The 24,550-nt window shown below is 71.6% G+C and carries 25 protein-coding genes and 1 tRNA gene; 15 read left to right on the forward strand and 11 right to left on the reverse strand.

From position 1 onward, the window contains the following. Positions 1-24: 24 nt before the first annotated feature. On the reverse strand, positions 25-1,983 hold the full coding sequence (locus ACYVNR_RS01100; protein ID WP_461046358.1) for an Ig-like domain-containing protein: 1,959 nt from the start codon (positions 1,981-1,983) through the stop codon (positions 25-27). A gap of 268 nt (positions 1,984-2,251) precedes the next feature. Between ACYVNR_RS01100 and ACYVNR_RS01105 the strand changes: the two genes are divergently transcribed. Next, positions 2,252-3,070, forward strand: a complete 819-nt coding sequence (locus tag ACYVNR_RS01105) for an RDD family protein (RefSeq protein ID WP_461045979.1) — start codon at positions 2,252-2,254, stop codon at positions 3,068-3,070. Between the two features lie 160 nt (positions 3,071-3,230). Then, positions 3,231-4,802 carry a DHA2 family efflux MFS transporter permease subunit gene (locus ACYVNR_RS01110; protein ID WP_045190270.1) on the forward strand — a complete coding sequence of 524 codons (1,572 nt, stop codon included), beginning with the start codon at positions 3,231-3,233 and terminating at the stop codon, positions 4,800-4,802. Between the two features lie 168 nt (positions 4,803-4,970). Here the strand turns inward: ACYVNR_RS01110 and fahA are convergent, their stop codons facing one another. After that, the gene (gene fahA, locus ACYVNR_RS01115; RefSeq protein WP_461045981.1) at positions 4,971-6,224 is read right to left on the reverse strand and encodes a fumarylacetoacetase; all 1,254 of its coding nucleotides are present in this window, start codon (positions 6,222-6,224) and stop codon (positions 4,971-4,973) included. After that, positions 6,221-7,090 (reverse strand): hypothetical protein, encoded by an 870-nt coding sequence (locus ACYVNR_RS01120; RefSeq protein ID WP_461045983.1) that lies wholly within the window; start codon positions 7,088-7,090, stop codon positions 6,221-6,223. Before ACYVNR_RS01120 ends, fahA begins: the two co-directional genes overlap by 4 nt. 82 nt (positions 7,091-7,172) lie before the next feature. Here ACYVNR_RS01120 and ACYVNR_RS01125 point away from each other — a divergent pair, with 82 nt between their 5' ends. Then, positions 7,173-8,447 carry a homogentisate 1,2-dioxygenase gene (locus tag ACYVNR_RS01125; RefSeq protein ID WP_458803096.1) on the forward strand — a complete coding sequence of 425 codons (1,275 nt, stop codon included), beginning with the start codon at positions 7,173-7,175 and terminating at the stop codon, positions 8,445-8,447. Between the two features lie 2 nt (positions 8,448-8,449). Further along, positions 8,450-9,136 (forward strand): IclR family transcriptional regulator, encoded by a 687-nt coding sequence (locus ACYVNR_RS01130; RefSeq protein ID WP_461045985.1) that lies wholly within the window; start codon positions 8,450-8,452, stop codon positions 9,134-9,136. Positions 9,137-9,202: 66 nt separating this feature from the next. Here the strand turns inward: ACYVNR_RS01130 and ACYVNR_RS01135 are convergent, their stop codons facing one another. Next, entirely contained in the window at positions 9,203-9,838 is a 636-nt protein-coding gene (locus tag ACYVNR_RS01135; protein WP_461045987.1) for an isochorismatase family protein, read from the reverse strand. 3 nt (positions 9,839-9,841) lie between these two features. Beyond that, positions 9,842-11,155 (reverse strand): nicotinate phosphoribosyltransferase, encoded by a 1,314-nt coding sequence (locus ACYVNR_RS01140; RefSeq protein ID WP_461045989.1) that lies wholly within the window; start codon positions 11,153-11,155, stop codon positions 9,842-9,844. 98 nt (positions 11,156-11,253) lie between these two features. Between ACYVNR_RS01140 and clpS the strand changes: the two genes are divergently transcribed. The 7 genes from clpS to ACYVNR_RS01175 all read left to right on the forward strand — a co-directional run bounded on the left by clpS (position 11,254) and on the right by ACYVNR_RS01175 (position 17,126). Continuing rightward, the gene (clpS, locus tag ACYVNR_RS01145) at positions 11,254-11,559 is read left to right on the forward strand and encodes an ATP-dependent Clp protease adapter ClpS (RefSeq protein WP_045190263.1); all 306 of its coding nucleotides are present in this window, start codon (positions 11,254-11,256) and stop codon (positions 11,557-11,559) included. Continuing rightward, entirely contained in the window at positions 11,559-12,284 is a 726-nt protein-coding gene (locus ACYVNR_RS01150) for a DUF2017 domain-containing protein (RefSeq protein WP_045190262.1), read from the forward strand. The genes clpS and ACYVNR_RS01150 overlap by 1 nt, the downstream gene beginning before the upstream one ends. A 56-nt stretch (positions 12,285-12,340) precedes the next feature. Next, positions 12,341-13,108: an MBL fold metallo-hydrolase gene (locus ACYVNR_RS01155; RefSeq protein WP_045190261.1), complete on the forward strand. Its 768-nt coding sequence runs from the start codon at positions 12,341-12,343 to the stop codon at positions 13,106-13,108. A gap of 104 nt (positions 13,109-13,212) precedes the next feature. After that, complete coding sequence (locus ACYVNR_RS01160; protein ID WP_045190260.1) at positions 13,213-14,082, forward strand: aldo/keto reductase; 870 nt, start codon at positions 13,213-13,215, stop codon at positions 14,080-14,082. Positions 14,083-14,137: 55 nt separating this feature from the next. Then, complete coding sequence (rph, locus tag ACYVNR_RS01165) at positions 14,138-14,947, forward strand: ribonuclease PH (RefSeq protein ID WP_461045992.1); 810 nt, start codon at positions 14,138-14,140, stop codon at positions 14,945-14,947. Further along, positions 14,944-15,564 carry an RdgB/HAM1 family non-canonical purine NTP pyrophosphatase gene (gene rdgB / locus ACYVNR_RS01170; RefSeq protein WP_045190258.1) on the forward strand — a complete coding sequence of 207 codons (621 nt, stop codon included), beginning with the start codon at positions 14,944-14,946 and terminating at the stop codon, positions 15,562-15,564. Before rph ends, rdgB begins: the two co-directional genes overlap by 4 nt. Beyond that, complete coding sequence (locus ACYVNR_RS01175) at positions 15,561-17,126, forward strand: molybdopterin-dependent oxidoreductase (protein WP_045190256.1); 1,566 nt, start codon at positions 15,561-15,563, stop codon at positions 17,124-17,126. The genes rdgB and ACYVNR_RS01175 overlap by 4 nt, the downstream gene beginning before the upstream one ends. On the opposite strand, the gene ACYVNR_RS01180 is transcribed toward ACYVNR_RS01175, so the two are convergent. Continuing rightward, a complete protein-coding gene (locus ACYVNR_RS01180) occupies positions 17,107-17,511 on the reverse strand; it encodes a RidA family protein (RefSeq protein WP_045190254.1) in 405 nt (134 codons plus the stop codon). The two genes, ACYVNR_RS01175 and ACYVNR_RS01180, sit on opposite strands and share 20 nt — an antisense overlap. Further along, positions 17,508-17,726 carry a hypothetical protein gene (locus ACYVNR_RS01185; RefSeq protein WP_045190252.1) on the reverse strand — a complete coding sequence of 73 codons (219 nt, stop codon included), beginning with the start codon at positions 17,724-17,726 and terminating at the stop codon, positions 17,508-17,510. The genes ACYVNR_RS01180 and ACYVNR_RS01185 overlap by 4 nt, the downstream gene beginning before the upstream one ends. 126 nt (positions 17,727-17,852) lie before the next feature. Here ACYVNR_RS01185 and ACYVNR_RS01190 point away from each other — a divergent pair. From ACYVNR_RS01190 to ACYVNR_RS01205, 4 genes are all read left to right on the forward strand, one after another. Next, positions 17,853-17,936, forward strand: a tRNA-Leu gene (locus ACYVNR_RS01190). Between the two features lie 159 nt (positions 17,937-18,095). After that, a complete protein-coding gene (bcp, locus tag ACYVNR_RS01195) occupies positions 18,096-18,569 on the forward strand; it encodes a thioredoxin-dependent thiol peroxidase (protein ID WP_045190250.1) in 474 nt (157 codons plus the stop codon). A 27-nt stretch (positions 18,570-18,596) separates the two neighbouring features. Then, the gene (locus tag ACYVNR_RS01200; protein ID WP_045190248.1) at positions 18,597-18,851 is read left to right on the forward strand and encodes a DUF3618 domain-containing protein; all 255 of its coding nucleotides are present in this window, start codon (positions 18,597-18,599) and stop codon (positions 18,849-18,851) included. Between the two features lie 52 nt (positions 18,852-18,903). Beyond that, positions 18,904-19,245: a GroES family chaperonin gene (locus ACYVNR_RS01205; RefSeq protein ID WP_461045996.1), complete on the forward strand. Its 342-nt coding sequence runs from the start codon at positions 18,904-18,906 to the stop codon at positions 19,243-19,245. Between the two features lie 16 nt (positions 19,246-19,261). Here ACYVNR_RS01205 and ACYVNR_RS01210 read toward each other — a convergent pair whose 3' ends face one another. From ACYVNR_RS01210 to ACYVNR_RS01225, 4 genes are all read right to left on the reverse strand, one after another. Further along, complete coding sequence (locus ACYVNR_RS01210; RefSeq protein WP_461045998.1) at positions 19,262-19,759, reverse strand: VOC family protein; 498 nt, start codon at positions 19,757-19,759, stop codon at positions 19,262-19,264. Positions 19,760-19,857: 98 nt separating this feature from the next. Then, the gene (locus ACYVNR_RS01215; RefSeq protein WP_461046000.1) at positions 19,858-21,189 is read right to left on the reverse strand and encodes a hypothetical protein; all 1,332 of its coding nucleotides are present in this window, start codon (positions 21,187-21,189) and stop codon (positions 19,858-19,860) included. A 3-nt stretch (positions 21,190-21,192) separates the two neighbouring features. Further along, positions 21,193-23,616, reverse strand: a complete 2,424-nt coding sequence (locus tag ACYVNR_RS01220) for a zinc dependent phospholipase C family protein (RefSeq protein WP_461046002.1) — start codon at positions 23,614-23,616, stop codon at positions 21,193-21,195. Positions 23,617-23,673: 57 nt separating this feature from the next. After that, positions 23,674-24,441 carry a class I SAM-dependent methyltransferase gene (locus ACYVNR_RS01225; protein WP_461046004.1) on the reverse strand — a complete coding sequence of 256 codons (768 nt, stop codon included), beginning with the start codon at positions 24,439-24,441 and terminating at the stop codon, positions 23,674-23,676. Positions 24,442-24,550 lie beyond the last annotated feature (109 nt).

Below are 24,550 nucleotides of genomic sequence, written 5' to 3' on the forward strand. Positions count from 1 at the left end.
GCGGTCCCGGTCAGGTCGTGGGCATCACGCCCGTGTCGTGAAGGACCACGACGTTGCCGTGAGGGCGTTGCCGGCACGGTCCTTGATGCCCGCGGTGAGCCGCAGCGTGTAACGAGTACGCGGCGCGAGCGTGACGCTGGGGTTGAGCGTGGCCCGGCGGGTCGTCGCGTTGTAGGTGACGACGGCACGCACGACAGCCCCGCTCGGTGAGCGCAGGCTGACGGTGGTCCCGTTCACCCCGGTGATCGCCTCGTTGAAGCCCGCCGTGACGTTGCTCAGCCGGCTCACGCCGACCGCGCCCGCTGCCGGACTGCGGAAGTTGACCACCGGCGCCGGGCCGGTGACGAACGCCCACGCGGTCGGGGTGAGCCCGACTCCGAAGTCGGCGCTCTTGACCGCCGAGGTGAGGCTGGCCGTGTAACGGGTGTCCGCGGCGAGCGTGGCGGTCGGGTTGAGGGTCGCCACCCGGGTCGTCGCGTTGTACGTGACCGCCGCCGGGACGACCGTCCCGTTCGGCGCCTTCAGCAGGAACGAGGTCCTGTTGACGGTCGTCGCGTTCACAGCGCGGCTCATCGTGGCCGTGATGTTGGCAGTCTGGCCGATCCGCGTCTGGTTCACCAGCGGCGTCCGGGCGGTCACCGTCGGGGTCACACCGACGGCGAAGGCAGCGGTGGCGTTCGGTGCGGCGTTGCCGGCCCGGTCCTTCACGCCCAGGGTGAAGGTATAGCGACCGTCAGCGAGCGGCCCGAACGTCTTGCCGGACACGCAGGCGGCGGCGGCCGCGCCCGGCGTGAGACCGCAGGTGAAGGCCGCGCCCGCCTCACCCGTGAAGGTGAACCGCGGGGAGCGCACCGAGCTCGCCGCAGCGGGCTTACCCGTGATCACCCCGGCGGCGGGCGCCACGGTGTCGACCGTGACCTGGAGCGACCCGAGCCCCATGGTCTCAGCCCCGCCCGCGGAGGACTCACCCGCGGTGATCGTGTGGACCCCGTTCGTCAGGGGCGCATCCGGCGCGACCGCCCACGTGCCGTTGGCCGCGATCGCCGTGGTGGAACCGGCGAGCACGCCGTCGACGTAGAGGTTGATCCGGTCGGCTGTCGTCGCGTCGCGGTTGCCACCGAACGTCGGCGTCGCGACGTTCGTGATGTTGTCGGTGGCGGACGCGCCCGAGTCGCTTATCGCGAGCAGGTCCGGCGTGCTCGGGCCGCGTTCGGCCGGAGCTTGGCAGGGGAGGCTGGGACCGCCCACCGCCCCTGCTTCGAAGATCGTCAGCTCGTTACCCGCAGCGGGCGTGCCCCCGAGCCACATCCCTCGGCTCTCGTTCTGCGCGTTCACCGCGCGGTCAGCATCGCTCAGGCCATCGATCGAGCCCGGGAGCCGGAACGTGGCCGTCCAGCTCGTGCCCGCGGGCGTGTCGTAGGCGAGAGTCCCGTCAGCTGCACCTGTGAAGTCTGCGCGGATGCTTCGCTTGCCGTTCGAGAACCGCTGGTTCGGGGCAATAACGCGAGCCTCGAGCTGGTCGACGGGGATCTGAGCGCCGCCCGGCGTGACCGCCGTGCCCTTGATCTGGACCGTGGTCGCGTCGATCTTGGTGGCCGGCTGAGTAACGATGACGCTCGCCGTTGTCGTGCTGTCGCCTTCCCCAGGACCGGTGAGGATCTCGATGACGTCTCCTGGTCGGATGTTCGGCGTGACTCCCTCCCAACATCCGCCGCCGGGGTGGTTGACCTCGACCAGGCCCTCGACCACGTCGGGGGTACTGATGTCGTCCAGTGGGTCGACCGTAGCGGTGCTCACGACGAAGCCGTTACGAAGCACGTTGACGACGACGGGGTGACCAGGCGTGTATCCGTCGGCCGAGATGAAGTCTCGTTCGGGGAAGGAGATGATCGAGTGGGGCAGGACTGGGGGACTGTTGACGCCGGCGGCGAGGGCCGGCAGAGCTGAACCGAGGCCTGCGGCCATCACCACCGTCCCGGTCACTGCTGTCAAGAATCGAGTGCGTTGCCGTCGCGACATTGGCCATCCTCCTGTGTCGGTGCGGCGGCCGGGTGGAGCCACGGCCCCGGCTCGTCCCCCCGACGGCGACGAGTCCACCGCACGCTCATGGTGTCGAGGCGTCCTTGAGGAAACCTTGTGTAGAGATTGCGTGATATCGGCCGATAGGCGTGATTCGCCGGGCAAGCCGGGCAGGTCGTGGTCCTGGGGGTCGCTGCCGGGCGGGCGACCCCCGCCGTGGCAGAGTTGGGTCATGAGCCAGCAGCCCTCCGGGTGGTACGACGACCCGAGCCAACCCGACATGCTCCGTTACTGGGACGGCGTGTCGTGGACGAACCACACGGCGCCCAAGAAGTCGCCGACGGCGTCGAAGAGCACCATCGGCCTCCCGCAGCAGTCGCGGGGGGACCAGTCGTCGACCGACCGCACGGGAGCCGCGGCGCCCACGCCGACCACGCCGATGCCGCAGGGCAGCGGTTGGCAGGGCCAGTCGCAGACGCCGCAGCAGTCCTACCAGCAGGCACCGGCCAACGCGCAGTGGATGTACAACATCCGCACCACCGCCGACGGCATCCCGCTCGCGTCGTGGGGCAAGCGTCTCGGGGCCTGGCTCATCGACGGCATCATCCTCTTCGTCGTCGGTGGTGCGCTCTCTTGGGGGGCCACCCCGCGCATGGGCCAGCTGTTCTCCGAGATGGTGACGGCAGCCGAGGTCAACGACCGGGCGCGCCTGACGGCGATCCAGGGCGAGCTCACCGGGCCCGCCCTCCAGTTCTCCTTCATCCTCTGGCTCATCACGACGGCCTACTGCCTCATCTTCTGGACCACCACGGCGCAGACGCCCGGCAAGATGGTCGTCGGCATCAGCGTGCGTCGCGCCGCTGAACCCGGGCCCCTGCCGCTCGGCACCGCGGTGGTGCGCCGCCTCGTGCCGCTGGCCGGGCAGTTCATTCCCTTCCTCTCGCTGCTCGACGGGCTGTGGCCGCTGTGGGACGACAAGCGGCAGGCCCTGCACGACAAGGTCGCCGGCACCCAGGTCGTCGAGGGCAAGCAGCCCCGCAAGCAGGGCTGAGCCCGGTCGACGCGTAGTCCCCTCCCGGATGGCGGGTGGGGCGTAAGTGGGTTGCGCCGCTGTCGGGGGTGCGCGGCACAATCGAGGGTGCGCGGCCACCACCGTTGCCACGGCGTCGTCGTCGCCGTTCCTCACCTCTGAAGACCATCGGAGCCCATCTGTGTCTGCACCAACCGCACCACCCGCCGGTCCGGCATACCCCGACAAGATCGACGCGGCCGTCCTCAAGGTCGCCGGGGTCGTCGTCCTCGGCGCGATCATGTCGATCCTCGACATCACGGTCGTCAACATCGCCCTGACCAAGTTCCAGACGGTCTTCGCGCAGCCGGGCGGCCAGCCGCTCCTCTACTCCACCGTCGCGTGGACGGTCACCGCCTACACGCTGGCCCTGGCCACCGTCATCCCGCTCACCGGGTGGGCGGCCGACCGGTTCGGCACCAAGCGCCTCTACATGCTCGCGGTCGTGCTCTTCACGGCCGGCTCGGCCCTGTGCGCGACGGCCGGCTCCATCGAGATGCTCATCGGCTTCCGGGTGCTGCAGGGCCTCGGTGGCGGCATGCTCATGCCGCTCGGCATGACGATCATGACCCGCGCCGCGGGTCCCGACCGCATGGGCAGGCTCATGGCCGTGCTCGGCATCCCGATGCTTCTGGGCCCGATCTTCGGCCCGATCCTGGGCGGCTGGCTCATCGACAACTACTCCTGGCACTGGATCTTCCTGATCAACGTGCCGATCGGCATCATCGCCGTCGCGTATGCCGCGTGGGCCCTGCCGGCAGACAACCCCGAGCCGTCCGAGTCCTTCGACGTCATCGGCATGCTCCTCATGTCGCCGGGCCTGGCGCTCTTCCTCTACGGCGTCAGCTCGATCCCGGGCGAGCGCACCGTCTCGTCCGCCAAGGTGCTCGTCCCGGGCCTGGTGGGCCTCGCGATGATCGTCGTCTTCGTGCTCTACAGCTTCCGGCCCAGGCACCCGCTGCTCGACCTGCGGCTCTTCAGAAACCGCCGGCTCACCGTCGCGACGATCACCATGTTCCTCTTCGGTGCGGCCTTCTTCGGCGGGCTGCTGCTCGTGCCCCAGTACCTCCAGCAGGTGCGCGCCGAGACGCCGCTCCACTCCGCGTACCTCATGGTCCCGCAGGGCATCGGCGCGATGCTGACGATGCCGGTCGCCGGGGCGCTCGCCGACCGCTTCCCCGTCGGGCGCATCGTCCCGTTCGGTCTCGTCGCCATCGTCGCGGGCATGTTCGCGCTGACGCAGGTCGGCCCCGACACGTCCTACTGGGGCTACATCATCCCGGTGCTCTTCGTGATGGGTCTCGGCATGGGCGGCACGATGATGCCGATCATGACCTCGGCGCTCAAGACGCTGACCCACCACCAGGTCGCGCGCGGCTCGACGCTGCTCAACATCACCCAGCAGATCGCGAGCTCGATCGGCGTGGCTGTCATCTCGGTCGTCTTCACCAACTACCTCAACAGCTCGCCGAGAGCCGGGGCCGTGCTCGGTGCCCAGTTCGACCCCTCGGTCAAGGACCGACTCGGCCCGCAGGGGATGGCCCAGGCAGTCAGCGACCTCGCCGACGTCTACGGCCGCACCTTCCTCATCGCGGCGATCCTCTGCGCGGCGACCCTCGTCGCGGCGTGGTTCCTACCGCGGCGGCACGAGGAGTCGCATCTTCTCGACGACGAGTCCGACCCGGCCGCAGCACCTCCCGTCGTCCTGCACTGACGCCGGCCGGCGCCGCACCCGAGTGCCCACTTCCCCTGGCGGGAGGTGGGCACTCGACCTCTTCAACCAGACGCACCCGTGTGAGGAACTGCGCACTCGATGGTCGAGTGCTCAGTTCCCGACGCGCGACGTCCCGTCGAGTGCTCAGCTCCCGACGGGCGGCGTGGTTCAGCGGGCGGGGACGATCGTCCCGGTCACCTCGGCGATGCCGACGCGGGAGCCGTCGGGGCCGGGCGCCCAGGCCGTCATCGTGACGGTGTCGCCGTCCTCGAGAAAGCCGCGGGTCGTACCGTCGTCGAGGGTGAGCGGCTCGGTGGCGTTCCAGGTCAGCTCGAGCAGGCTGCCGCGGCTCTCGCGGGTCGGGCCGCTGATGGTCCCCGAGGCGAAGAGGTCACCGTCCCTCAGGGACGCTCCGTTGACCGTCAGGTGCGCCAGCATCTGGGCCGGTGACCAGTACATCGCGGAGTGCTCGGGGCGCGAGACGACCGTGCCGTTGAGGGTGACCTCCAGGTGGACGTCGAGGCCGAACGCACCACCCTGAAGGTAGGGCAGGACCTGCGGATCGGACTGTCCCGGAAGGGGGATGCGTGCATCGGCGAGGGCGTCGAGCGGTGTCACCCACGCCGAGACCGACGTCGCGAACGACTTGCCGAGGAAGGGCCCGAGCGGGACGTACTCCCAGGCCTGGATGTCGCGGGCGCTCCAGTCGTTGAGGATGACGACGCCGAAGAGGTGGTCGGCCGCGTCGTCGACGGAGACCCGAGAACCGAGCTCTGTCGAGCCGCCGACGACGTAGCCGAGCTCGGCCTCGATGTCGAGACGGACGCTGGGGCCGAAGACGGGGGCGGGGTCGGACGGCGCCTTGCGCTGGCCGGTCGGTCGGACGACGTCGGTGCCGGAGACGACGACCGTGCCCGCGCGGCCGTGGTAGCCGATGGGAAGGTGCTTCCAGTTCGGCGGCAGCGCGGCGTTGTCGGGCCGGAAGATCTTGCCGACGTTGCTCGCGTGGTCCTCGCTCGCGTAGAAGTCGACGTAGTCCGCGACCTCGACGGGTAGGTGGAGCTCGACCTCGGCGATCCGGTGCACGTGGGGGGACACGCCGGCGCGGTGCACCTCGTCGGTGAGGACCTCGACGAGCCACTCGCGCGCCACCGTCCACGCGGGACGGCCGAGGGCCAGGAACGCGTTGAGGTTCGGGGTCAGCCACGCGGTCGCGAGGTCGGGGCCGTCACCGACGAGCCCTGCGTCACGACCCACCGCGGCAACGGCACCGGCGTCGAGCACCAGGTCGCCGATGCGCACCCCCACCCGGCGAGTGGGGTCGTCGCTCGTGCTGAAGACGCCGTAGGGCAGCGTCTGGATGCCGAAGGGGTGGTCGTCGGGGACGTCGAGCCAGGTGGACTTCTGGGCGGGCGTGGTCACGCGCGGGTCTCCTTGGTGGGAACGAGGCCGAGCGCCTCGAGTTCGGTCAGGGGGTCGAGCACGCCGCAGCAGCCGTATGCCGTGAAGCTGGTGCGCAGGCGTCGGGCGTCGTCGTCGTGCAGGCCCGACACCGCGGTGACGAGCACCTCGGTGTCGCGGCGCCCCAGCTCGACCGCGAGTTCGCGGGTCTCGGCGCCGTCGAGGGCCTCGTGGGTGGCGAGGAGCACGTTCAGCAGGCCGTGCATGGGCTCACCGCCGTGGTCGCCGCGCACCACGTGGTGCAGCCCGCCGGTCAGCTTGAACGACAGTCCGCGCAGCACGACGGCGTCGAGGAACCCGGCGAGGGTGGTCTCGTCGGGCCACGGCCAGGCCGGGGTCGCTCCGGTGCGGAACTTGGCGGTGACGTCGTGCTCGTGGTCGACGGCTTCGGCGATGTCGTCGAGGCCCGACTCCTGGTCGGAGCCCAGTCCGACCTCGACGACGAGGGGGACCTCCAGGTCGAGCGCGCGGCGCCAGCCGGAGTCGCCGTCCGCCCAACCGAGCTCGACGGCGGTGACGGCGACGCGGGGGTCGTCGCGCAGCAGGTCGACGGCGTCGAAGAGCGGGGCGAGGGGGGCGCCGGGACGCACGACCAGCCCGACCTGCAGGGGGTCGGCGACGGCCCTGTCGTCCTTGGCGGCCAGCACTGCGACCTCGGCCGCCGCGGTCGCCGGCACGAGCAACGGACCGAGGTGCACGGCATACGGCCCGGTGCGACGGTCGAGGTGCTCGCGGACCGCGACGTCGACCGGGGCGAGGCCCGGCGGGAAGACGGCGGCGTCGTCGACGAGGTGGTCGAACAGAGGCGCGAACGGCGTCCTTGACATGACCGGGAGCGTACTCCACTGTTGCGATAGTGATACACCAGCGTCCGCTGAGCGGACGCGCTCGACGGAGAGGCTCGCACCCGTGGCGCACTACCAGGCTGTCGGAGACATCCCGCCCAAGCGGCACACCCAGCACCGCCGTCCCGGCAAGGGCCGCACGCCGGGCGAGCTCTACTACGAGGAGCTCATGGGCGAGGAGGGCTTCAGCTCCGACAGCTCGCTGCTCTACCACCGCAACATCCCGTCGACGACGGTCGGCGCCGCGGTCTGGGAGCTGCCAGACCAGTCGACCACTCCGAACCACCCGCTGGTGCCGCGCCACCTCAAGCTGCACGACCTCTTCGACGCGAAGGCGGTCCGCGACACCGACGTCGTCACCGGACGACGCCTCGTGCTCGGCAACGGCGACGTGCGCATCTCGTATGCCGTTGCGGCACAAGCGAGTCCGTGGTACCGCAACGGCATCGGCGACGAGTGTGTCTACGTCGAACGGGGCCGCGCCAGGGTCGAGACCGTGTTCGGCGCGTTCGAGGTCGGTGAGGGCGACTACGTGATCCTCCCTCGCGCGACGACGCACCGCTGGATCCCGAAGCGCTCGACGAAGGACCCGCTCCGCGTCTACTGCATCGAGGCCAACAGCCACATCGCGCCGCCGAAGCGCTACCTGAGCAAGTACGGCCAGCTCCTCGAGCACGCCCCCTACTGCGAGCGCGACCTGCGTCAGCCCGAGGGGCCGCTGCTCGCCGAGCACGTCGGCGCCGACCCCGACGAGCAGACCGACGTCTACATCAAGCACCGGGGCAACGGGCCCGGCGGTGTCGTCGGCACGATCCACACCCTGCCCTTCCATCCACTCGACGTCGTCGGGTGGGACGGCTGCCTCTACCCCTACGTCTTCAACGTGCGCGACTTCGAGCCGATCACGGGCCGCATCCACCAGCCGCCGCCCGTCCACCAGGTCTTCGAGGGTTGGAACTTCGTCATCTGCAACTTCGTGCCGCGCAAGGTGGACTACCACCCGCTCGCGATCCCGGTGCCCTACTACCACTCGAACGTCGACAGCGACGAGATCATGTTCTACGTCGACGGCGACTACGAGGCGCGCAAGGGCTCCGGCATCGGCAGGGGCTCGATCTCGGTGCACCCCGGCGGTCACCCCCACGGTCCCCAGCCGGGAGCGACCGAGGGGTCGCTCGGGGTCGAGCGGTTCGACGAGCTGGCGGTCATGGTCGACACCTTCCGCCCCCTCGAGCTGGGTGAGGGCGGCCTCGCCGTCGACGACGGGGTCTACGCGGCGTCGTGGTCCAAGGGCCTCGGCGGTGCGTCAGGTCCCGGTGGCGCCCACTCCGAGGGCTGAACGTGGTCCCCGGCCCGGAGGTCGGTCGCGGGCCCGCGCGAGTCGAGTCCTCGCAGACCCTCGACCGCGGCATCCGGGTGCTCGAGGCGCTGGCGGGGAACGTCGGGCCCGGAGGCCTCACCGTGACCGAGCTCGCGGCCTCGCTCGGTGTCGGTCGGCCCGTCGTCTACCGCCTCGTGACGACCCTGGAGGAGCACCGCCTGGTCTCGCGGGCCGCCGACGGCCGCCTACGTCTGGGGCTCGGCGTGAGCCGGCTCGCCGCGGCGGTGACGCCCATCGTCCGAGCCGAGGCGCGACCGGTCCTGCGCGAGCTCGCGGACGCGGTCGGGGCCACGGCCCACCTCACCATCGCCGAGGGGGACGAGGCGCTCGCGCTCGTCGTCGTGGAGCCCTCGTGGACCGACTTCCACGTGGCCTACCGCTCCGGCGCGCGCCACCGGCTCGACCAGGGCGCAGCCGGGCGCGCCATCCTGGCCGGCCGCGCAGGCCGAGCCGGGCTCGTGGCGACGGACGGCGAGCTGCAGGCCGGCGCCCACGGGCTCGCAGTGCCGCTCGGCGTGGGTGCAGACGCCCTGCCCGGCGGTGTCGAGGCGTCGGTAGGTGTCGTCTCCCTCGAGCCCCTCGACGCGCGCAGTGTGGGCCCCCGCCTGCAGCGAGCGGCTAAAACCCTGCGAGCCGTCCTGCGCTGACAGCCCACCGTGACGGGTCGAGGTGTGACGTCGCAACCGAGCGCGACGGCATACCTCGATCCGGCGTCAGCCGGCGACCGCCGGTGCGCCCAACAGCCTCACGCCGGCTTCGCTGAGCTCAGCCAGCGCCGCGTCGGTCGTCCCTCGCGCGACACCGGCGGTCAGGTCGAGCAGGACGGTCGTGTGCAGACCCTCGCGCCGCGCGTCGAGCGCCGTGGCTCGCACGCAGTGGTCGGTCGCGATGCCGACGACGTCGACCTGGGCGACACCCCGGTGCCGGAGCCAGTCGGCGAGCGGGACGTGGTCGTCGTCGTCGGACCGGCCCTCGAAACCGCTGTAGGCCGCGGCGTGCTCACCCTTGCGGAAGACCGCCTCGACGTGGCCCAGGGCCCCAGCGAGACGTGGGTGGAACTCGGCACCCTCGCTGCCGGCGACGCAGTGCACGGGCCACGTGTCGACGTAGTCGGGGCGCTGCGAGAAGTGGTCGCCCGGGTCGATGTGCCAGTCGGCCGTGGCCACGACGTGGTCGTAGTCGGCGGCGTGCCGGCTCACGTGCTCGGTGACCAGTCGGGCCACCTCGGCGCCTCCCGCGACGGCGAGCGACCCGCCCTCGCAGAAGTCGTTCTGCACGTCGACGATGACCAGCGCCCGCGTGCTGCCGGCGGGGGCGTCGGGATGGCTCTCGCTCTTGGATGCGGCCACGGCTCAGTCCTCCTCGTAGATGGTGGGGATCACCGGCTCGCCGCGTGACAGCTGCGCGGCAGCGCGCGGCAGCTCGGCACGCGAGGCCTCGTGGCGAGCTCTCGCCTCGTGGATGTCCTGGTGGTCGACGACCTCGCCGCCACGCACCAGCTCGATCATGAGGGGCCGGTCGTCGCCGTCGTCGCGAGGACGCTCGCCGATGCCGATGACCTCGGCCTGGGCGACCCCGTCGGGTCCGAGCCGCCGCATCGCCCACTTGCGGCCACCGACCGAGGTCTTGTCCTTGCTCTTCTTGGCCACCCCCTGCATCACGCCGGCGGCGTCCTCGCGCTGGACGAGCTTGTAGACCATCGACGCGGTGGGGGCTCCGGAGCCGGTGACGAGCGCGGTGCCGACGCCGTAGCCACTGACCGGGCCTGCGGCCAGTCCCGCGATGGCGTACTCGTCGAGGTCGGACGTCACGATGATGCGGGTGTCGGTGTTGCCGGCGGCGTCGAGCTGGGCGCGCACCTCCGTGGCCTGGATCAGCAGGTCGCCGGAGTCGAGCCGCACCGCCCCGAGCTCCGGACCGGCGATCTCCATCGCGAGCGCGACCGCCGTCCTGACGTCGTAGGTGTCGACGAGGAGGGTCGTGCCCTTGCCGAGCGACTCGACCTGCGCGGTGAACGCCTCCCTCTCGGAGTCGTAGAGCAGCGTGAAGGCGTGGGCCGCCGTTCCCGTCGTCGGGACGCCGTAGCGCCGACCTGCCTCGAGGTTGCTCGTCGCGTCGAACCCGGCCACGTAGGCCGCTCGGGCAGCGGCGACGGCCGACTCCTCGTGGGTGCGGCGCGACCCCATCTCGATGCACGGGCGACCCCCCGCGGCGCTGGTCATGCGCGAGGCCGCCGACGCGATCGCCGTGTCGTGGTTGAGGATCGAGAGCACCAGCGTCTCGAGGATGACGCCCTCGGCGAAGGTGGACTCGACGACGAGCACGGGCGACTGCGGGAAGTAGCACTCGCCCTCGGCGTAGCCGCTCACGTCGCCCGAGAACCGGTAGGACGCGAGCCAGTCGACGGTCGCGCGGTCGACGACGTCGTTGTCCCTGAGGAAGCGCAGCTCGTCGTCGCCGAACCGGAACTGCTCGAGCGCCTCGAGCACCCGTCCGGTGCCGGCGATGACGCCGTAGCGGCGCCCGTCGGGCAGCCGACGCGCGAACGCCTCGAACACGCACCGGCGCTGCGCCTCGCCCGAGGCGAGGGCCGCCTGGAGCATGGTCAGCTCGTAGTGGTCGGTCAGCAGCGCCGTGCTCGCGGCGCGAGGGCTCGTCGGGCTCACCCTTCTCACCCTAGGGGTGCGCGGGCGCCGAACGCCCGAGGAGCCGTGGGGCTCGCCTCCGGGTCGGGGGCGGCCGCCCGGGGACCTAGGGTGGCTCTGTGACCGCAGCCACCCTCTCCCTGGCCCCCGTCGAGCAGGAGGTGACCTCGACCCAGGACGTCGTCGCGCCCGACCTCCCGTGGGTGACGATCGTCTGGAACGACCCGGTCAACCTCATGACGTACGTGACGTGGGTCTTCGAGACGTACTTCGGCTACCCGCGGCCCAAGGCGGAGAAGCTGATGATGGACGTCCACGTCAAGGGCAAGGCGGTCGTCTCCAACGGGCCCCGTGAGTCCATGGAGCGCGACGCCGAGGCCCTTCAGGGCTACGGACTCTGGGCGACCTTCGAGAAGGACGAGTGATGGCACGCGCCTTCCTGCGCGAGGACGACGACTACGTCGCGCTGCTCGACACGACCGAGCGCACGGTTCTCTACGGGTTGATGCAGCAGACCCGCACCCTGCTGTCTCCCGAGATCGAGCCCACGGGTGACACGTTCGACGACCTCGTCGCGACGATGGGGCTGTCCTTGAGCGCGAGCGACTCTGCGACGCAACCGGACTCGTCCGGCCTTGCTGACCGCGACCCCGCCCTCGACCGGCTCCTGCCGACCGCGCACCGCGGTGACGACCAGGTGGCGGCGGAGTTCCGTCGGCTCACCGAGGAGGGCCTGCGGCAGCGCAAGAGCGGCAACCTCGACGTCGCACTCGACCGCCTGTCGGACGCCTCCGGCGACCGGGTGGTCCTCGGCCCGCACCAGGCGCCGGCCTTCCTCATGGCGCTCACCGACGTGCGCCTGCTCCTCGGCGAGCGGATGGGCATGCGCACGGAGGAGGACGCCGAGGCGCTGCACGCCGCGATGGAGGTCATCGACGACGACGACCCGCTCGGCTACGCCATGGCCTGGTACGACTTCCTCACCTGGCTGCAGGAGACGCTGACCCACGCGCTCATGGGCACCGACCTCGCGCTCGGCGAGGCGGCCTACGACGAGGACGACGTCGACGACCTCACCGAGGACGACGACTACGACGACGTCGACGACCGCGACCACGACGTCGAGGACGGGCCGCGCGGGGCGGTGTGACACACCCGACGTCCGGGTCGCGGTCCGGCGTCGGCGTCGGCACCTAGGCTCGTCCCGTGGACGTCACGATCGTCGGGTGCTCGGGATCCTTCGCGGGGCCGCGCTCGCCCGCGTCGTCGTACCTCGTCCAGGCCGAGCACGAGGGGCGCACGTGGAGCATCGTGCTCGACCTCGGCAACGGGGCGCTGGGCGCCCTCCAGAACCACATCCAGCCGTATGCCGTCGACGCCGTCCTGCTCAGCCACCTCCACGTCGACCACTGCATCGACATGTGCGGCCTCTACGTCATGATGCGCTACGTGCCGGGTGGCCCCGGCCGTCCGGCGATGCCGGTGTGGGGTCCGCCCGGCACCGGCGTGCACCTGGCCCGTGCCTACGGCGGCGGCGACAGCGAGGACGTCTTCGGCACGTTCGACTTCCACGACCTGCGCGACCGCGAGCCGGTGTCCGTCGGGCCGTTCACGGTCACGCCGGTCCGGGTCAACCACCCCGTCGAGGCGTTCGGCTTCCGGGTCGAGGCCCACGGCCGCACCCTCGCCTACACGGGCGACACCGACACCTGCGACGAGCTCTCCGACCTCATGGCCGACGCCGACCTGGTCCTGGCCGACTCCGCCTTCGTCGACGGGCGCGACAGCGTGCCCGACATCCACCTCTCCGGCAGACGTGCCGCAGAGGCGGCCATCCGGGCCGGGGGAGTGGGACGCCTCATGCTCACGCACATCCCGGCGTGGAACGACCCCGAGGTCTGCCGCGACCAGGCCGCGGCCGTCTGGCCGGGCAAGGTCGAGCTCGCCGAACCGGGCGCCAGCTACACCCTCTGAGCCGGCCACGAGGTGGACGGCCGGGGTGGTCACGGCGGTCGCCCGGGTACGGAGACTCTCGGTGCGGGCGCCGACGGCCCCACCCCGAACCCACAGGAGGCACCGTGCAGCAGCGAACCATCGGGACGAGGAAGGTCAGCGCCATCGGGCTCGGCGGCATGCCGATGTCGATCGAGGGACGACCCGACGAAGAGCGCTCGATCCGCACGATCCACGCGGCCCTCGACGCCGGGGTCACCTTCATCGACACGGCGGACGCGTACCACCGCGACGCCGACGAGGTCGGGCACAACGAGTCGCTCATCGCCAAGGCGCTCTCGTCGTGGGCGGGCGGCGGGTCCGACGTGCTCGTCGCGACCAAGGGCGGCCACCTGCGCCCGGGCGACGGCTCCTGGACGCTGAACGGCCGTCCCGACCACCTCGAGGCGGCGGCCAAGGCCTCGCTGGCGCGGCTGGGCGGCGACGCCATCGGGCTCTACCAGTTCCACCGGCCCGACCCCGACGTGCCGTACGCCGAGTCGGTGGGGGCACTCGCCGACCTGCTCGACGAGGGCGTCATCGAGATGGCCGGCATCTCGAACGCCGACCCCGCCCAGATCCGCGAGGCGCAGGAGGTGCTCGGCGGCCGGCTCGTCTCGGTGCAGAACCAGTTCTCGCCGGCCTTCCGCAGCAGCACGCCCGAGCTCGAGCTGTGCGCCGAGCTCGGCATCGCCTTCCTGCCGTGGAGCCCACTCGGCGGCATCAGCAAGGCCGGCGAGCTCGGCAGCCGCCACGACGCGTTCGCCGACGTGGCCCGCGCGCACGACGTGAGCCCGCAGCAGGTCGCCCTGGCGTGGGAGCTCGCGCTCGCCCCGGTCGTCGTGCCGATCCCCGGTGCCTCGCGCCCCGAGAGCATCCGCGACTCGGTGCGGGCGGTCGACCTCGAGCTGTCGCCCGACGAGGTGGAGCGGCTGTCGGCGGCGTCCGCGGACTGACCACCCGGCACCCGCGGTGCGGACCCGCGCCCCCGGCATGGCTAGCCTCGACGTCATGACCAACCGACATGACGGACGTGCCCCCGACCAGACGCGCGAGGTGCGGATCACGCGCAACTGGCTCGACCATGCCGAGGGGAGCGTCCTCGTCGAGTTCGGCCGCACCCGGGTGCTGTGCGCGGCGTCCTTCACCGAGGGTGTGCCCCGGTGGCTCAAGGGCAAGGGCACCGGTTGGGTCACCGCCGAGTACGCCATGCTGCCGCGGGCCACGAACACCCGCTCCGACCGCGAGAGCGTCAAGGGCCGCATCGGCGGCCGCACGCACGAGATCAGCCGGCTCATCGGACGCAGTCTCCGAGCCGTCATCGACACCAAGGCGCTGGGCGAGAACACCATCGTCCTCGACTGCGACGTGCTCCAGGCCGACGGCGGCACCCGCACGGCTGCGATCACCGGCGCCTTCGTCGCGCTCGCGGACGCCATCGAGGACGCGCGCGCCAAGGGCCTCATCGCCAAGAAGGCCGAGCCGCTCACCGGTTCCGTGGCCGCCGTCTCCGTCGGCGTCGTGGGCGGGCAGGCCGTTCTCGACCTCGACTACCCCGAGGACTCCACGGCCGAGACCGACATGAACGTCGTCATGACCGGCGACGGACGCTTCATCGAGGTGCAGGGCACAGCCGAGGGCGAACCCTTCGACCGCGACCTGCTCGACCAGCTGCTCGACCTCGCGAAGAAGGGGTGCGCCGACCTCACCGAGCGCCAGCAGCAGGCGCTCGCCTCCCCGGCCCTCGACACGGTCGACACGGTCGACACGGTCGGCTCGGCCGGCACGGCGGACGTCGCCGACGGGGGGTCGGTCGCGTGACGAAGGTCGTCCTCGCCACCCGCAACTCCCACAAGGTCGAGGAGCTGCGCGAGATCCTCGCCGACGTGAGCGCCGAGCTCGGGCTCGAGATCGTCGGACTCGACGAGTTCCCCGACGCGCCCGACGTCGTCGAGGACGGCGTCACCTTCGAGCAGAACGCCATCCTCAAGGCCGCGTCGGCGGCGCACGCCACCGGTATGCCGGCACTCGCCGACGACTCCGGGCTCGCCGTCGACGTGCTCGGTGGAGCCCCGGGCATCTTCAGCGCGCGCTGGTCCGGTGGGGGCGGCGACCGCGCCAACCTCGAGCTGCTCCTCAACCAGCTGGGTGACGTGCGCGACGAGCACCGTGCGGCGGCGTTCGTCTGCGCGGCGGCGCTCGTACTGCCCGACGGACGCTCGGCCGCCGAGCTCGGCCGGTTCCCGGGCACGGTGGGCCGCGAGCCGCGGGGCACGAATGGTTTCGGTTACGACCCGATCTTCGTCCCATCCGACCAACCGGACGGCAACGAACGCACACTGGCGGAGTACGACGCCGACGAGAAGAACCACGTGTCGCACCGGTCGCTCGCCTTCCGAGCCCTGGTGCCGCACCTGAAGGAGCACCTGAGGCCATGACCGCAACCAGCCCGGCCACCCGTCCCGAGACCGCTCAGGAGCCGGTGGCTCGCCCACTGTGGTGGGGAGCCGTCGACGGGTTCGTGGCCGGGCTGGTCACCGTCGGTCTCGCGACCCTGGCGGCGGCCGCGCTCGTCGCGGTCGGCCAGTCCTCCGGACAGCCGGCGCCGATCGCGGCGGTGAGCGGAGCCTTCATCGACCGGACGCCGCCGTGGCTCAAGGACTTCGCCGTGTCCACCTTCGGCACGAACGACAAGCGAGCCCTGCTCGTCGGCACCGTGGTGGTGCTCGCGCTCGTCTGCGCCGCGATCGGCGCGGTCGCCATGCGGCACCTGGTGCCGGCGCTCGTCGCCTTCGCCCTCGTCGGGGTCGTCGGGGCCGCGGCCGTGATGACCCGACCGGGTGCCGGGCCGCTCGACGTCCTCCCGACCGTGCTCGGAACCGTCGCCGGGCTATGGTTCCTCAGCCGCGCCGCCCCAGCACCGACCGGCGCTGCCGGCGCTGCGAACCCGGGCAGGCGCTGGCTGCTCGGTGGCGCGGTGGGTGCCGTGACGGCATACCTCGGCGGTTATGCGGGTGGCGGCTCGTCGGCGGCCACCGTGTCGCGTGACGCGCTCAAGAGCGCGCCGGTCAAGGGCACGAAGCTCGCCATCCCTGCCGGGGCCGACCTGCGCATCCCCGGCCTGACGCCCTACATCGTCCCGAACGCCGACTTCTACCGCATCGACACGGCGATCGTCGTGCCGCGCATCGACGCCAACGACTGGAGGCTCAAGGTCACCGGCATGGTCGACCGTGAGGTCGAGATCGACTGGAAGACCTTGCAGGGCAAAGAGATGCAGGAAGCCCTCGTGACGTTGACGTGCGTCTCGAACGAGGTCGGCGGCGACCTCGTCGGCAACGCCGTATGGACCGGGTGGCCGGTGCGCGAGCTGCTGGCGCTCGCCGGGCCGAAGGCCGGCGCCGACATGGTGCTGCAGACGAGCATCGACGGCTTCACGGCCTCGACGCCGCTCGGGGCGCTCACCGACGACCGCAACGCGCTCCTCGCGATCAGGATGAACGGCGAGCCGCTGCCCTTCGAGCACGGCTTCCCCGTACGCGTCGTCGTCCCGGGCCTCTACGGCTACGTGTCCGCGACGAAATGGGTCACCGAGCTCAAGGTGACGACGTACGAGAAGGACGTAGCGTACTGGTCGACGCGTGGTTGGTCGGCGACCGGGCCGATCAAGACCGCCTCGCGCATCGACGTGCCTCGAGCCGGCGCCACCGTCAAGGCCGGGACGGTGGCCGTGGCAGGTGTCGCGTGGCACCAGCACACCGGCATCTCCAAGGTCGAGGTGCAGGTCGACCAGCAACCCTGGGCCGAGGCGCGGCTCGCCGCGGACGCCAGCATCGACACCTGGCGGCAGTGGGTCTACCAGTGGCAGGCGACGCCCGGCAGCCACGAGCTTCGGGTGCGCGCGTACGACGCGAAGGGCGAGGCGCAGTCACCGCTCGAGGCCCCGCCGGCACCGGACGGCGCGACCGGCATCCACGTCGTCACCGTGAAGGTGGAGTGACACCGCTGCCGACGACGGCCTCGGCCTCGATCTCGACGAGCAGCTCGGGCTCGACGAGCGCGCCGACCTGGACCATCGTCGACGCCGGCCGCACCTCGGCGAAGACCTCGCCGTGCGCGCGGCCGACGGCCTCCCAGTCGCGGATGTCGGTGACGTAGAGGCGGGTGCGCACGACGTCGGCGGGGGAGGCCCCGCACTCGGCGAGGGCAGCCACGACGATCTCGAGAGCCACCTGCGCCTGCCGGTACGCGTCGCCGGGCGCCACCACCTGCCCGTCGCGCACCGCGGTGGTGCCGGCGACGTGCACCGTGTCGCCGACGCGCACGGCGCGCGAGTAGCCGACCACGCCCTCCCACGGGCTCCCCGTGCCGATGTTGCGTCTCATGCACGCAGGCTAGCCACCGGCACGACGACGGTCGGCAGGCCGGCGGTCGGCAGGAGGAACCAGTGCCGCGCGAGACACACGACGCGGGCGTGCTCGACCGGTCCGTCGGTGCTGTCGAGCTGGTAGCGGTCGGTCAGCTCGGCGACGGCGCCGCACTCGGGACACACCGTCGTCTCCAGCCCCGGCGCGCCTGCGCCCGCGATCGTCTCGTCCATGTCGACCCCCCGGCTCGAATCCGTTCTTCCCAGACGGAGCCTCGGGAACGGTCCGGTGATACCGGCTCGCGTGCCTGCTGGCTCCTCGCGGCGAGCGGCCAACTACAGTGGGCGGCGCAGCAGTCGGCGGACGTGGTGGAACTGGTAGACACGCAGGATTTAGGTTCCTGTGCCTCAGGTGTGCGGGTTCGAGTCCCGCCGTCCGCACCAGCGGCACCGATCGGCCGCCCCGGGGGCGGCCGGATCGCCCGAGGCGGGTACGAGGGGTACCGATACGCTTCGTGAAAGCCTTTCGTCCAGCGCGAGATTCGTGCGCGCCCTGACCACAAGCAGCGGTCAGCCGGCGCGCACCGACCAGGAGGAGCCCCCGTGACGTCCAGACTCGAGCCCGGCGAGCAGGCACCGGCCTTCTCCCTCCCTGACGACGCCGGCAGCACCGTCTCGCTCGACGACTTCGCCGGCCGCAAGGTCATCGTCTACTTCTACCCGGCCGCCATGACCCCCGGCTGCACGAAGCAGGCGTGCGACTTCAGCGAGTCGCTCGACTCCCTCAAGAAGGACGGCTACGAGGTCGTCGGCATCTCGAAGGACAAGCCGGCGAAGCTCGCGAAGTTCCGCGAGCGCGACCACCTCACCATCCCGCTGCTGAGCGACGAGGACCTCTCGGTCCACCACGCGTACGGCGCCTGGGGTGAGAAGAAGCTCTACGGCAAGACCGTGGAGGGTGTCATCCGGTCGACGTTCGTCGTCGACGAGGAGGGCAAGGTCAGCCACGCGTTCTACAACGTCAAGGCGACCGGCCACGTGGCCAAGCTCCGCCGCGATCTCGGCCTCGCCGACTAGAGTCGAATCGTCCCGAAAGGAAGCCAGATGACCGACACCGCACGCATCGAGCAGGACATCCGGGCCGCCCGCGCGCGTCTCGAGGGCACCGTCAACGAGCTGGCCTACCGGGCGCAGCCGCAGGTCATCGCCGAGCGGCAGGTGCAGAGCCTCAAGCTGCGCCTCGCGTCGGCGACGCACACCGAGGACGGCGAGCTGCGCATCGAGCGCATCGGTGCGGTCGTGGCCGCCGCCGTCGTGGTCGTCGTGGCGGTGGGACTGCTCCGCCGCCGGCGCGGCTGACCCGGCCGCACCGGTCACCGACCAGCGCAAGCACGAGGCGGCACGGGTCACCATGGGCAAGAAGGACGCCGCCACGACGGCGCAGGAGCTGCCGGTGCGGATGCTGCACGACCGGGTGCTCGTCTCCCTCGAGAAGGAGGGGGACCGGCGCTCGGGCGGCGGCATCCTAATCCCCGCCACGGCATCCGTCGGCAAGCGCCTGGCGTGGGGCGAGGTCGTGGCCACCGGGCCGAACGTGCGTCAGGTGCAGCTCGGCGACCGGGTGCTCTTCGACCCCGAGGACCGGGCCGAGGTGGAGCTGCAGGGCACCGACTACGTGCTGCTGCGCGAGCGCGACATCCACGCCGTCGCGGCGCAGCGCACCGACGCCGGGCAGACCGGCCTCTACCTCTGAGCGCCCGGACCAGACCTCAGAGGACCGTGGAGCCGTACATCTCGCCGAGCGGGTCGCAGATCAGCTCGAGGCGGGCTCCGTTCGGGTCGCGGAAGTAGATCGAGGTCCCGCTCTCCTCGACGTACTCCACGCCGGCCCCTGTGAGCCGGCCCTTGAGCCTCTCCCACGTCGCGGGCTCGACCGAGATGGCGATGTGGTGCAGTCCGCCGAGCACCTCCGCGTACGGGCCGACGTCGAGGCCGGGGAAGTCGAAGAAGGCCAGGAGGTTGCCGTTGCCGATGTCGAAGAAGAAGTGGTTCGAGCCCCGGTAGTCGCGGTTCTCGAAGATCTCGGTCAGCGGGAAGCCGAGCACCTCCTGGTAGAACTTCACGGTCTCCTCGAGGTCGCGGGCCACGACGGCGAAGTGGTGCAGCCCCCGAGCGGTCGACGCCGGGCGGTTCTCGGGCGGCTGCAGGTACGCGGCACGCACCCGCTCGCGCTCGGCGTCGATGGCGGACAGGTCGATCTCGGTCACGGGTGCCTCGGATCCTGGAGTCGGTGTCGACAGGCGGTCGGCAGTTGCGCGTTCAACTCAGGCTAGCCCCGCGGTCGGCGGCTGGTGCCGAGTTGACCTCAGCCGACGACGGTGACCGAGTACCCACCGGACTCCTGCCGCTCGGCGTCGGTGTGCGAGAACCGGAGCAGGTGGGCGTGGGGTCCGCCCTCGGCGAGCGCGCGGGCAATGCCCTGCGCGTCGAGCCCATCGAGGTTCCACAGCCGGCCGAGGCCCTCGAGCAGGGCGTCGCCAGGCTCTGCGTCGCTGAGCACACCGAGCTGCTCGAACCGCTCGGGGCCGACCTTCTCGATGAGACGCCGCGTCCCGAGCGGTCTCGCGAACGGGTGGACGCGCTGCTTGTCGCGGCCGGGTCGTACGCGCTCGACGACCCCGAGCTCGACGGCGACGTCCCAGAGCCTGGCGCTGTCGGCGACGAGCCAGCCCCGGTCGGTGCGGAACATGGTCAGCAGGTGCTGGCCCGAGCCCGTCGGCACCCCCAGCCGCAGCGCCTTGGCTGACGGTGGCCTCAGTCGCGCTGCCGCACCGAGCTCGGTCTTCGTCGTGCCGAGGACGCCCTTGAGGAGCGGCGTGACGGCAGCACCGCCGTGGCGCAGCTCGAGCGTCCCTGTCGTCGTGACGAGGCCGCCGAGCGTGAGGAGCAACGACTTCGCCGAGTCCGTCCCCGCGAGGATGGTGAGGTTGCGCTGCGCCACGTGACGGTCGTGGTTGGCGTCGAGCGCCCCCGACCACTCGTCGAGCGGGCAGCTGACGCTGGCCATGAGGCACTCGTGCCCGGTGAGGTCGGCCGGGACGTCCCAGGTCCGGTCGAGCTCGACGACCCGCATCGCGCCGGGCTTGGTGCGGTCGTCGAGCTGCGGCACCACCGCCATGCCGATGGGCTGGGGCTGGTAGGCCGGGTTGCCGGGGTCGCCGCCGAAGAAGCCCGGGTTGACGAACCACGCCCGCACGTGGACCCCCACCGCGGGCAGCAGACCGAGGTTCCAGACCCGGACGAAGACCCGGTAGCGGCGGCCGGCGGTCGGGCTGGCGACGAGCTGCGCGGGCGAGAACGGGCCCGTGTACGCGGCGTCGACGAGCAGGATGTCGGGCGACTCCCAGCACGGGATGCTCGGCCAGGTGGGGCGGACGGCACGGTCTCCCGGGCTGTAGGCGCGGACGAGGAGGTAGGGGTAGACGTCCTCACGCCGGGGTCGCCGCTCGCCCCCGATCCGCTCGATGAGCTCCCTGGCAGCGTCCTCGACGCCGTGGCCGGGAGTCCAGTTCGGGTCGAGGTCTCCGCTCGGACGCTCGGTGTGCCCGAACGATCCCGGCGGGTCCTGCCCGCGCTGGGCGGCGTCCTCCTTGGGGGTGAGGACGGGGTGCTGCTGGTCGTCGCGGTGGCGTGCCATCGCTCAGCCCTCCTTGCGGTGCAGGCGCTCGCGCCATTCGGGGTCGGTGTTCGGCTCGTGCTCCTGGGGCCGGCCGCAGTCGGCCGGGCCCGAGCCGGGCAGGTAGTGGACGGCGAGATCGTGCGACTCGTCGTACCAGCGGTCTGGCTGCGTCGGGCAGTCGTGGTCGGCGTGGAAGAACTGGGGCGAGGTGCACGGCAGGTCGTAGCGGTAGTCCTCCGGCCCGACCGGGTCGATGTCGGGCACGCAGGGCACCGTGCTGCGGTCCCAGTCCCACGTGCGCCAGGCGTAGCCGCGGTCGGAGTCGAGGTTGAAGTCGGGCACCCCGAAGTCCTTCTGCCCGACCTCGTCCGCCATCCGCCCGACGAGGTAGAGGCCGTAGTCGACCGGGCCGCCGAGGTGCTGGTCCGCGGGCAGTCGCGCGTCGAGCACCTGCTCGGTCTCGCCGGGTGAGCCCGCCTTCTCGAGGTCGTGCCGCGCGCCGTCGTGGCCCGTCACGCCGGAGAGCAGGACGGTGGAGCGAGACCCGACGACGTAGGGCCCGGCGTGGGTCGGGGCACCCTCTTGGGCGACGCCGTCGCCGGCCTGGTTGGTCAACGGATACCGCCAGGGCGCAACCCATTCCGAAGGTTTGAACTCGTCGCCTGCGGCGTCGCCGGCATACCGGAGCGGTGACGTGAGCCCCAGCGCGCCGACGAGGTCGACGCGGCCGATCGACGACGGGAGGTCGCGGACGATGCCGCGCGGGTACGCGTGGTCGAGCCCTTGGGCGTCCGTGGCGTCGAGCCGGCCGGACGGCTCGGTGACCGGCGGCGGCGAGGTCGGGATCCCGAACGGGTTGTCGAGGGCGGACGCGATGTCGTACGTGCCCTCACGGCCGAGCGTCGTGAGGCCGGGGTTGATCTCGGCCGGCTTCGGCATGGCGAAGCCCGACATCACGAGGGCGCGGCGGGCCAGCAGGTAGAGGTTCCACGCCGGCACGATGACGGCCCAGTAGATGACCTGTCGCGCGGGGAACGTCGCGATGTCGACGATGAGGCCGGGCAGCACCGTCGCGAGCCACACCGCCACCTGGGCGAGGTAGACGGACCACGCGAAGAGCGCGAGGAGCAGGTCGAGCAGGGTGAACGAGTCGTCGTCGTCGACGTCGGCGCCGCGCGAGGGGTCGTCGTCGATGCCGGAGCCGCCGCCCCCGGGAGGCGTCGGGAAGGAGTGGTCGGTGAAGACCGATGGCGGTGGCGGGAGCCTGAGGCTGATCGCGTCGCTGCTCGTCATCTTGAGGTAGCGGTAGACGATCTCCCACATCTGCGCCAGCGCCGGCTCGTTCGGGCGCCCGTCCGGTTGCCCGGTCACGGGGTCGGTGGCCGAGAACGGCGGGTCCTGCAGCAGGATGTGCGGCCCGTCCGCGCCGTAGACGTCCCGCATCGCGTCGAGGAGTCCTTCGACGAGGTGGTCGGGCAGCGGCCCCGTGTCGAGGTCGAAGAACGTGTGCCGGAAGGCGGTCGCCGTCGGCCCGTCCCCGTTGTCGTATGCCGGGAAGCCGGCCCAGTAGTCGTAGGCGGGCGCGTCGTCGCGACCGTTGTACGGCGCGTCGTCGCGGTGGCGGAAGGCGAGCCGGAAGTGGAGCGCCGAGGTGCCGTACTCGCCGTAGAGGGCGCCGGGGTGCCGGGCGCCGTAGTTCTCGGAGTCCATGTGGTTCTCGACGAGGTGGTGGCGCTGCCAGTGGTCGCGGTAGGGGCCGCCGGACTTCGCGTTCGTGAACGGGTGCCCGGTGACGTCGGTGGCGCAGTGCGACATCCAGCCCACGGCGAAGGCGATGCGCGCCTCGGCGTCCTGCCGCTCGTCGTCGGTCGTCGCCGCGGCGAGCGCCTCCTGCGCCTGCTGGAAGAGGACGAACGGGAACTGGTACGTGCGCCGGTAGTGGAACATGTCGGACCAGTAGAAGGCGTCGTCGCCGAACCCCTGAGGCACGCCCGAGGTGAGCACCCCGAACCAGTCGCCCATCTCGGCGAGCAGGCCCTTGAAGGCGGTGATGATCGCGGAGGTGAGCGAGTCGAGGGCCTGCGCGAGCTGCGTCGAGAGCCCGCCGGTGAGCTGCGAGGCGAGCTGCGCGTTGTTCGTGGTGATCGGGTCGATCCACTTCTCCCACTTGCTGACGAACTCCGCGTCCACCACCTCCCACACGTCGAGGGCCCACTGGACGACCTGGCGGATGACCTGACCGGTGGTGTTCTTGAAGTCGGGCAGCAGGTAGAAGAGGTCTGGGCCGAGGGAGCCCAGCTCGAGGTAGTTGCGCCAGGTGTGGCAGTGCTCGCCGATGACCCGGGCCTGGGCCGGGTCGATGGCGAGGCTCGGCGGGACGGTCCCGTCGCGGAGGTTGCGGGCGGTGTCGTGCGCCGCCTCGAGGTGGACGTACCAACCGGGCATGTCGGACTCCTTCGCGGGAACGGGACCGATTGGTCCTCTTTTTCCAAGAGGTCCGACTCACCGGTGTGATACGCCGCCGGCTGCTCGGGCGTCGATGAGGTGCCGCGTCGAGTGGGCCACGAACGGCTCGCCGCCCCGCAGCTGCTCGTCGAGCCGACGCAGGGTCGTCTCGTACCGCTCGACCGTGAAGTCCGGCGCCCACCACACGCACTTGCGCAGGATCCACACGACCGCGCCGATGTCGTGGAACTCCATCCGGCACCGTGCCCGGTCCAGGCGCTCGACCACGAGCCCGTGCTGCTCTGCCGCGGCGCGCTCGCGCTCGGGGTCGCGTCCCCGGCGCTCCTCCGGCAGCGGGCCGAGGAAGTACTCGACGAGCTCGAAGGCCGACGCCGGGCCGACGTGCTGCGCGAGGTAGTGTCCTCCGGGCTGCAGGACCCTGGCGATCTCCGCCCAGTCGGGCCGCACGGGGTGCCGGGACGTGACCAGCTCGAAGGAGCCGTCTGCGAAGGGGAGCGGGCCGCCGTCGGTGGGGACGACGCGTACGCCACGTGGCTCGAGCGTCTGCCGGGCCTTCTCGGCGTTGGGCGCCCACCCCTCGGTCACGACCATGACGGGGGGCAGGGCCGCGGCCTCGGCGACCACCTCCCCGCCGCCGGTGTCGAGGTCGAGGGCCGAGCCCACCGTGGCGAGGCGTTCCGCGAGCAGACGGGAGAACCCCCACGGTGGCCGCTCCTCGGTCGCCCGGCCCTCGAGCCAGCCGAAACCCCACCCCGTGACGTCTGCCGCCTCAGCCTCCGACACCAGCTCCTCGAACGAACGCATGCCCGAAGGTTGGCAACGGGCCGCCAAGCGGGTCAACTGGATTCGGTTCCTCGGCCTCGTGGGCTGCGGTGGGCCGGAGTCTCACTCCGGGAGCAACTAGGGTGCCGGC

Source organism: Terrabacter koreensis (assembly GCF_054783315.1).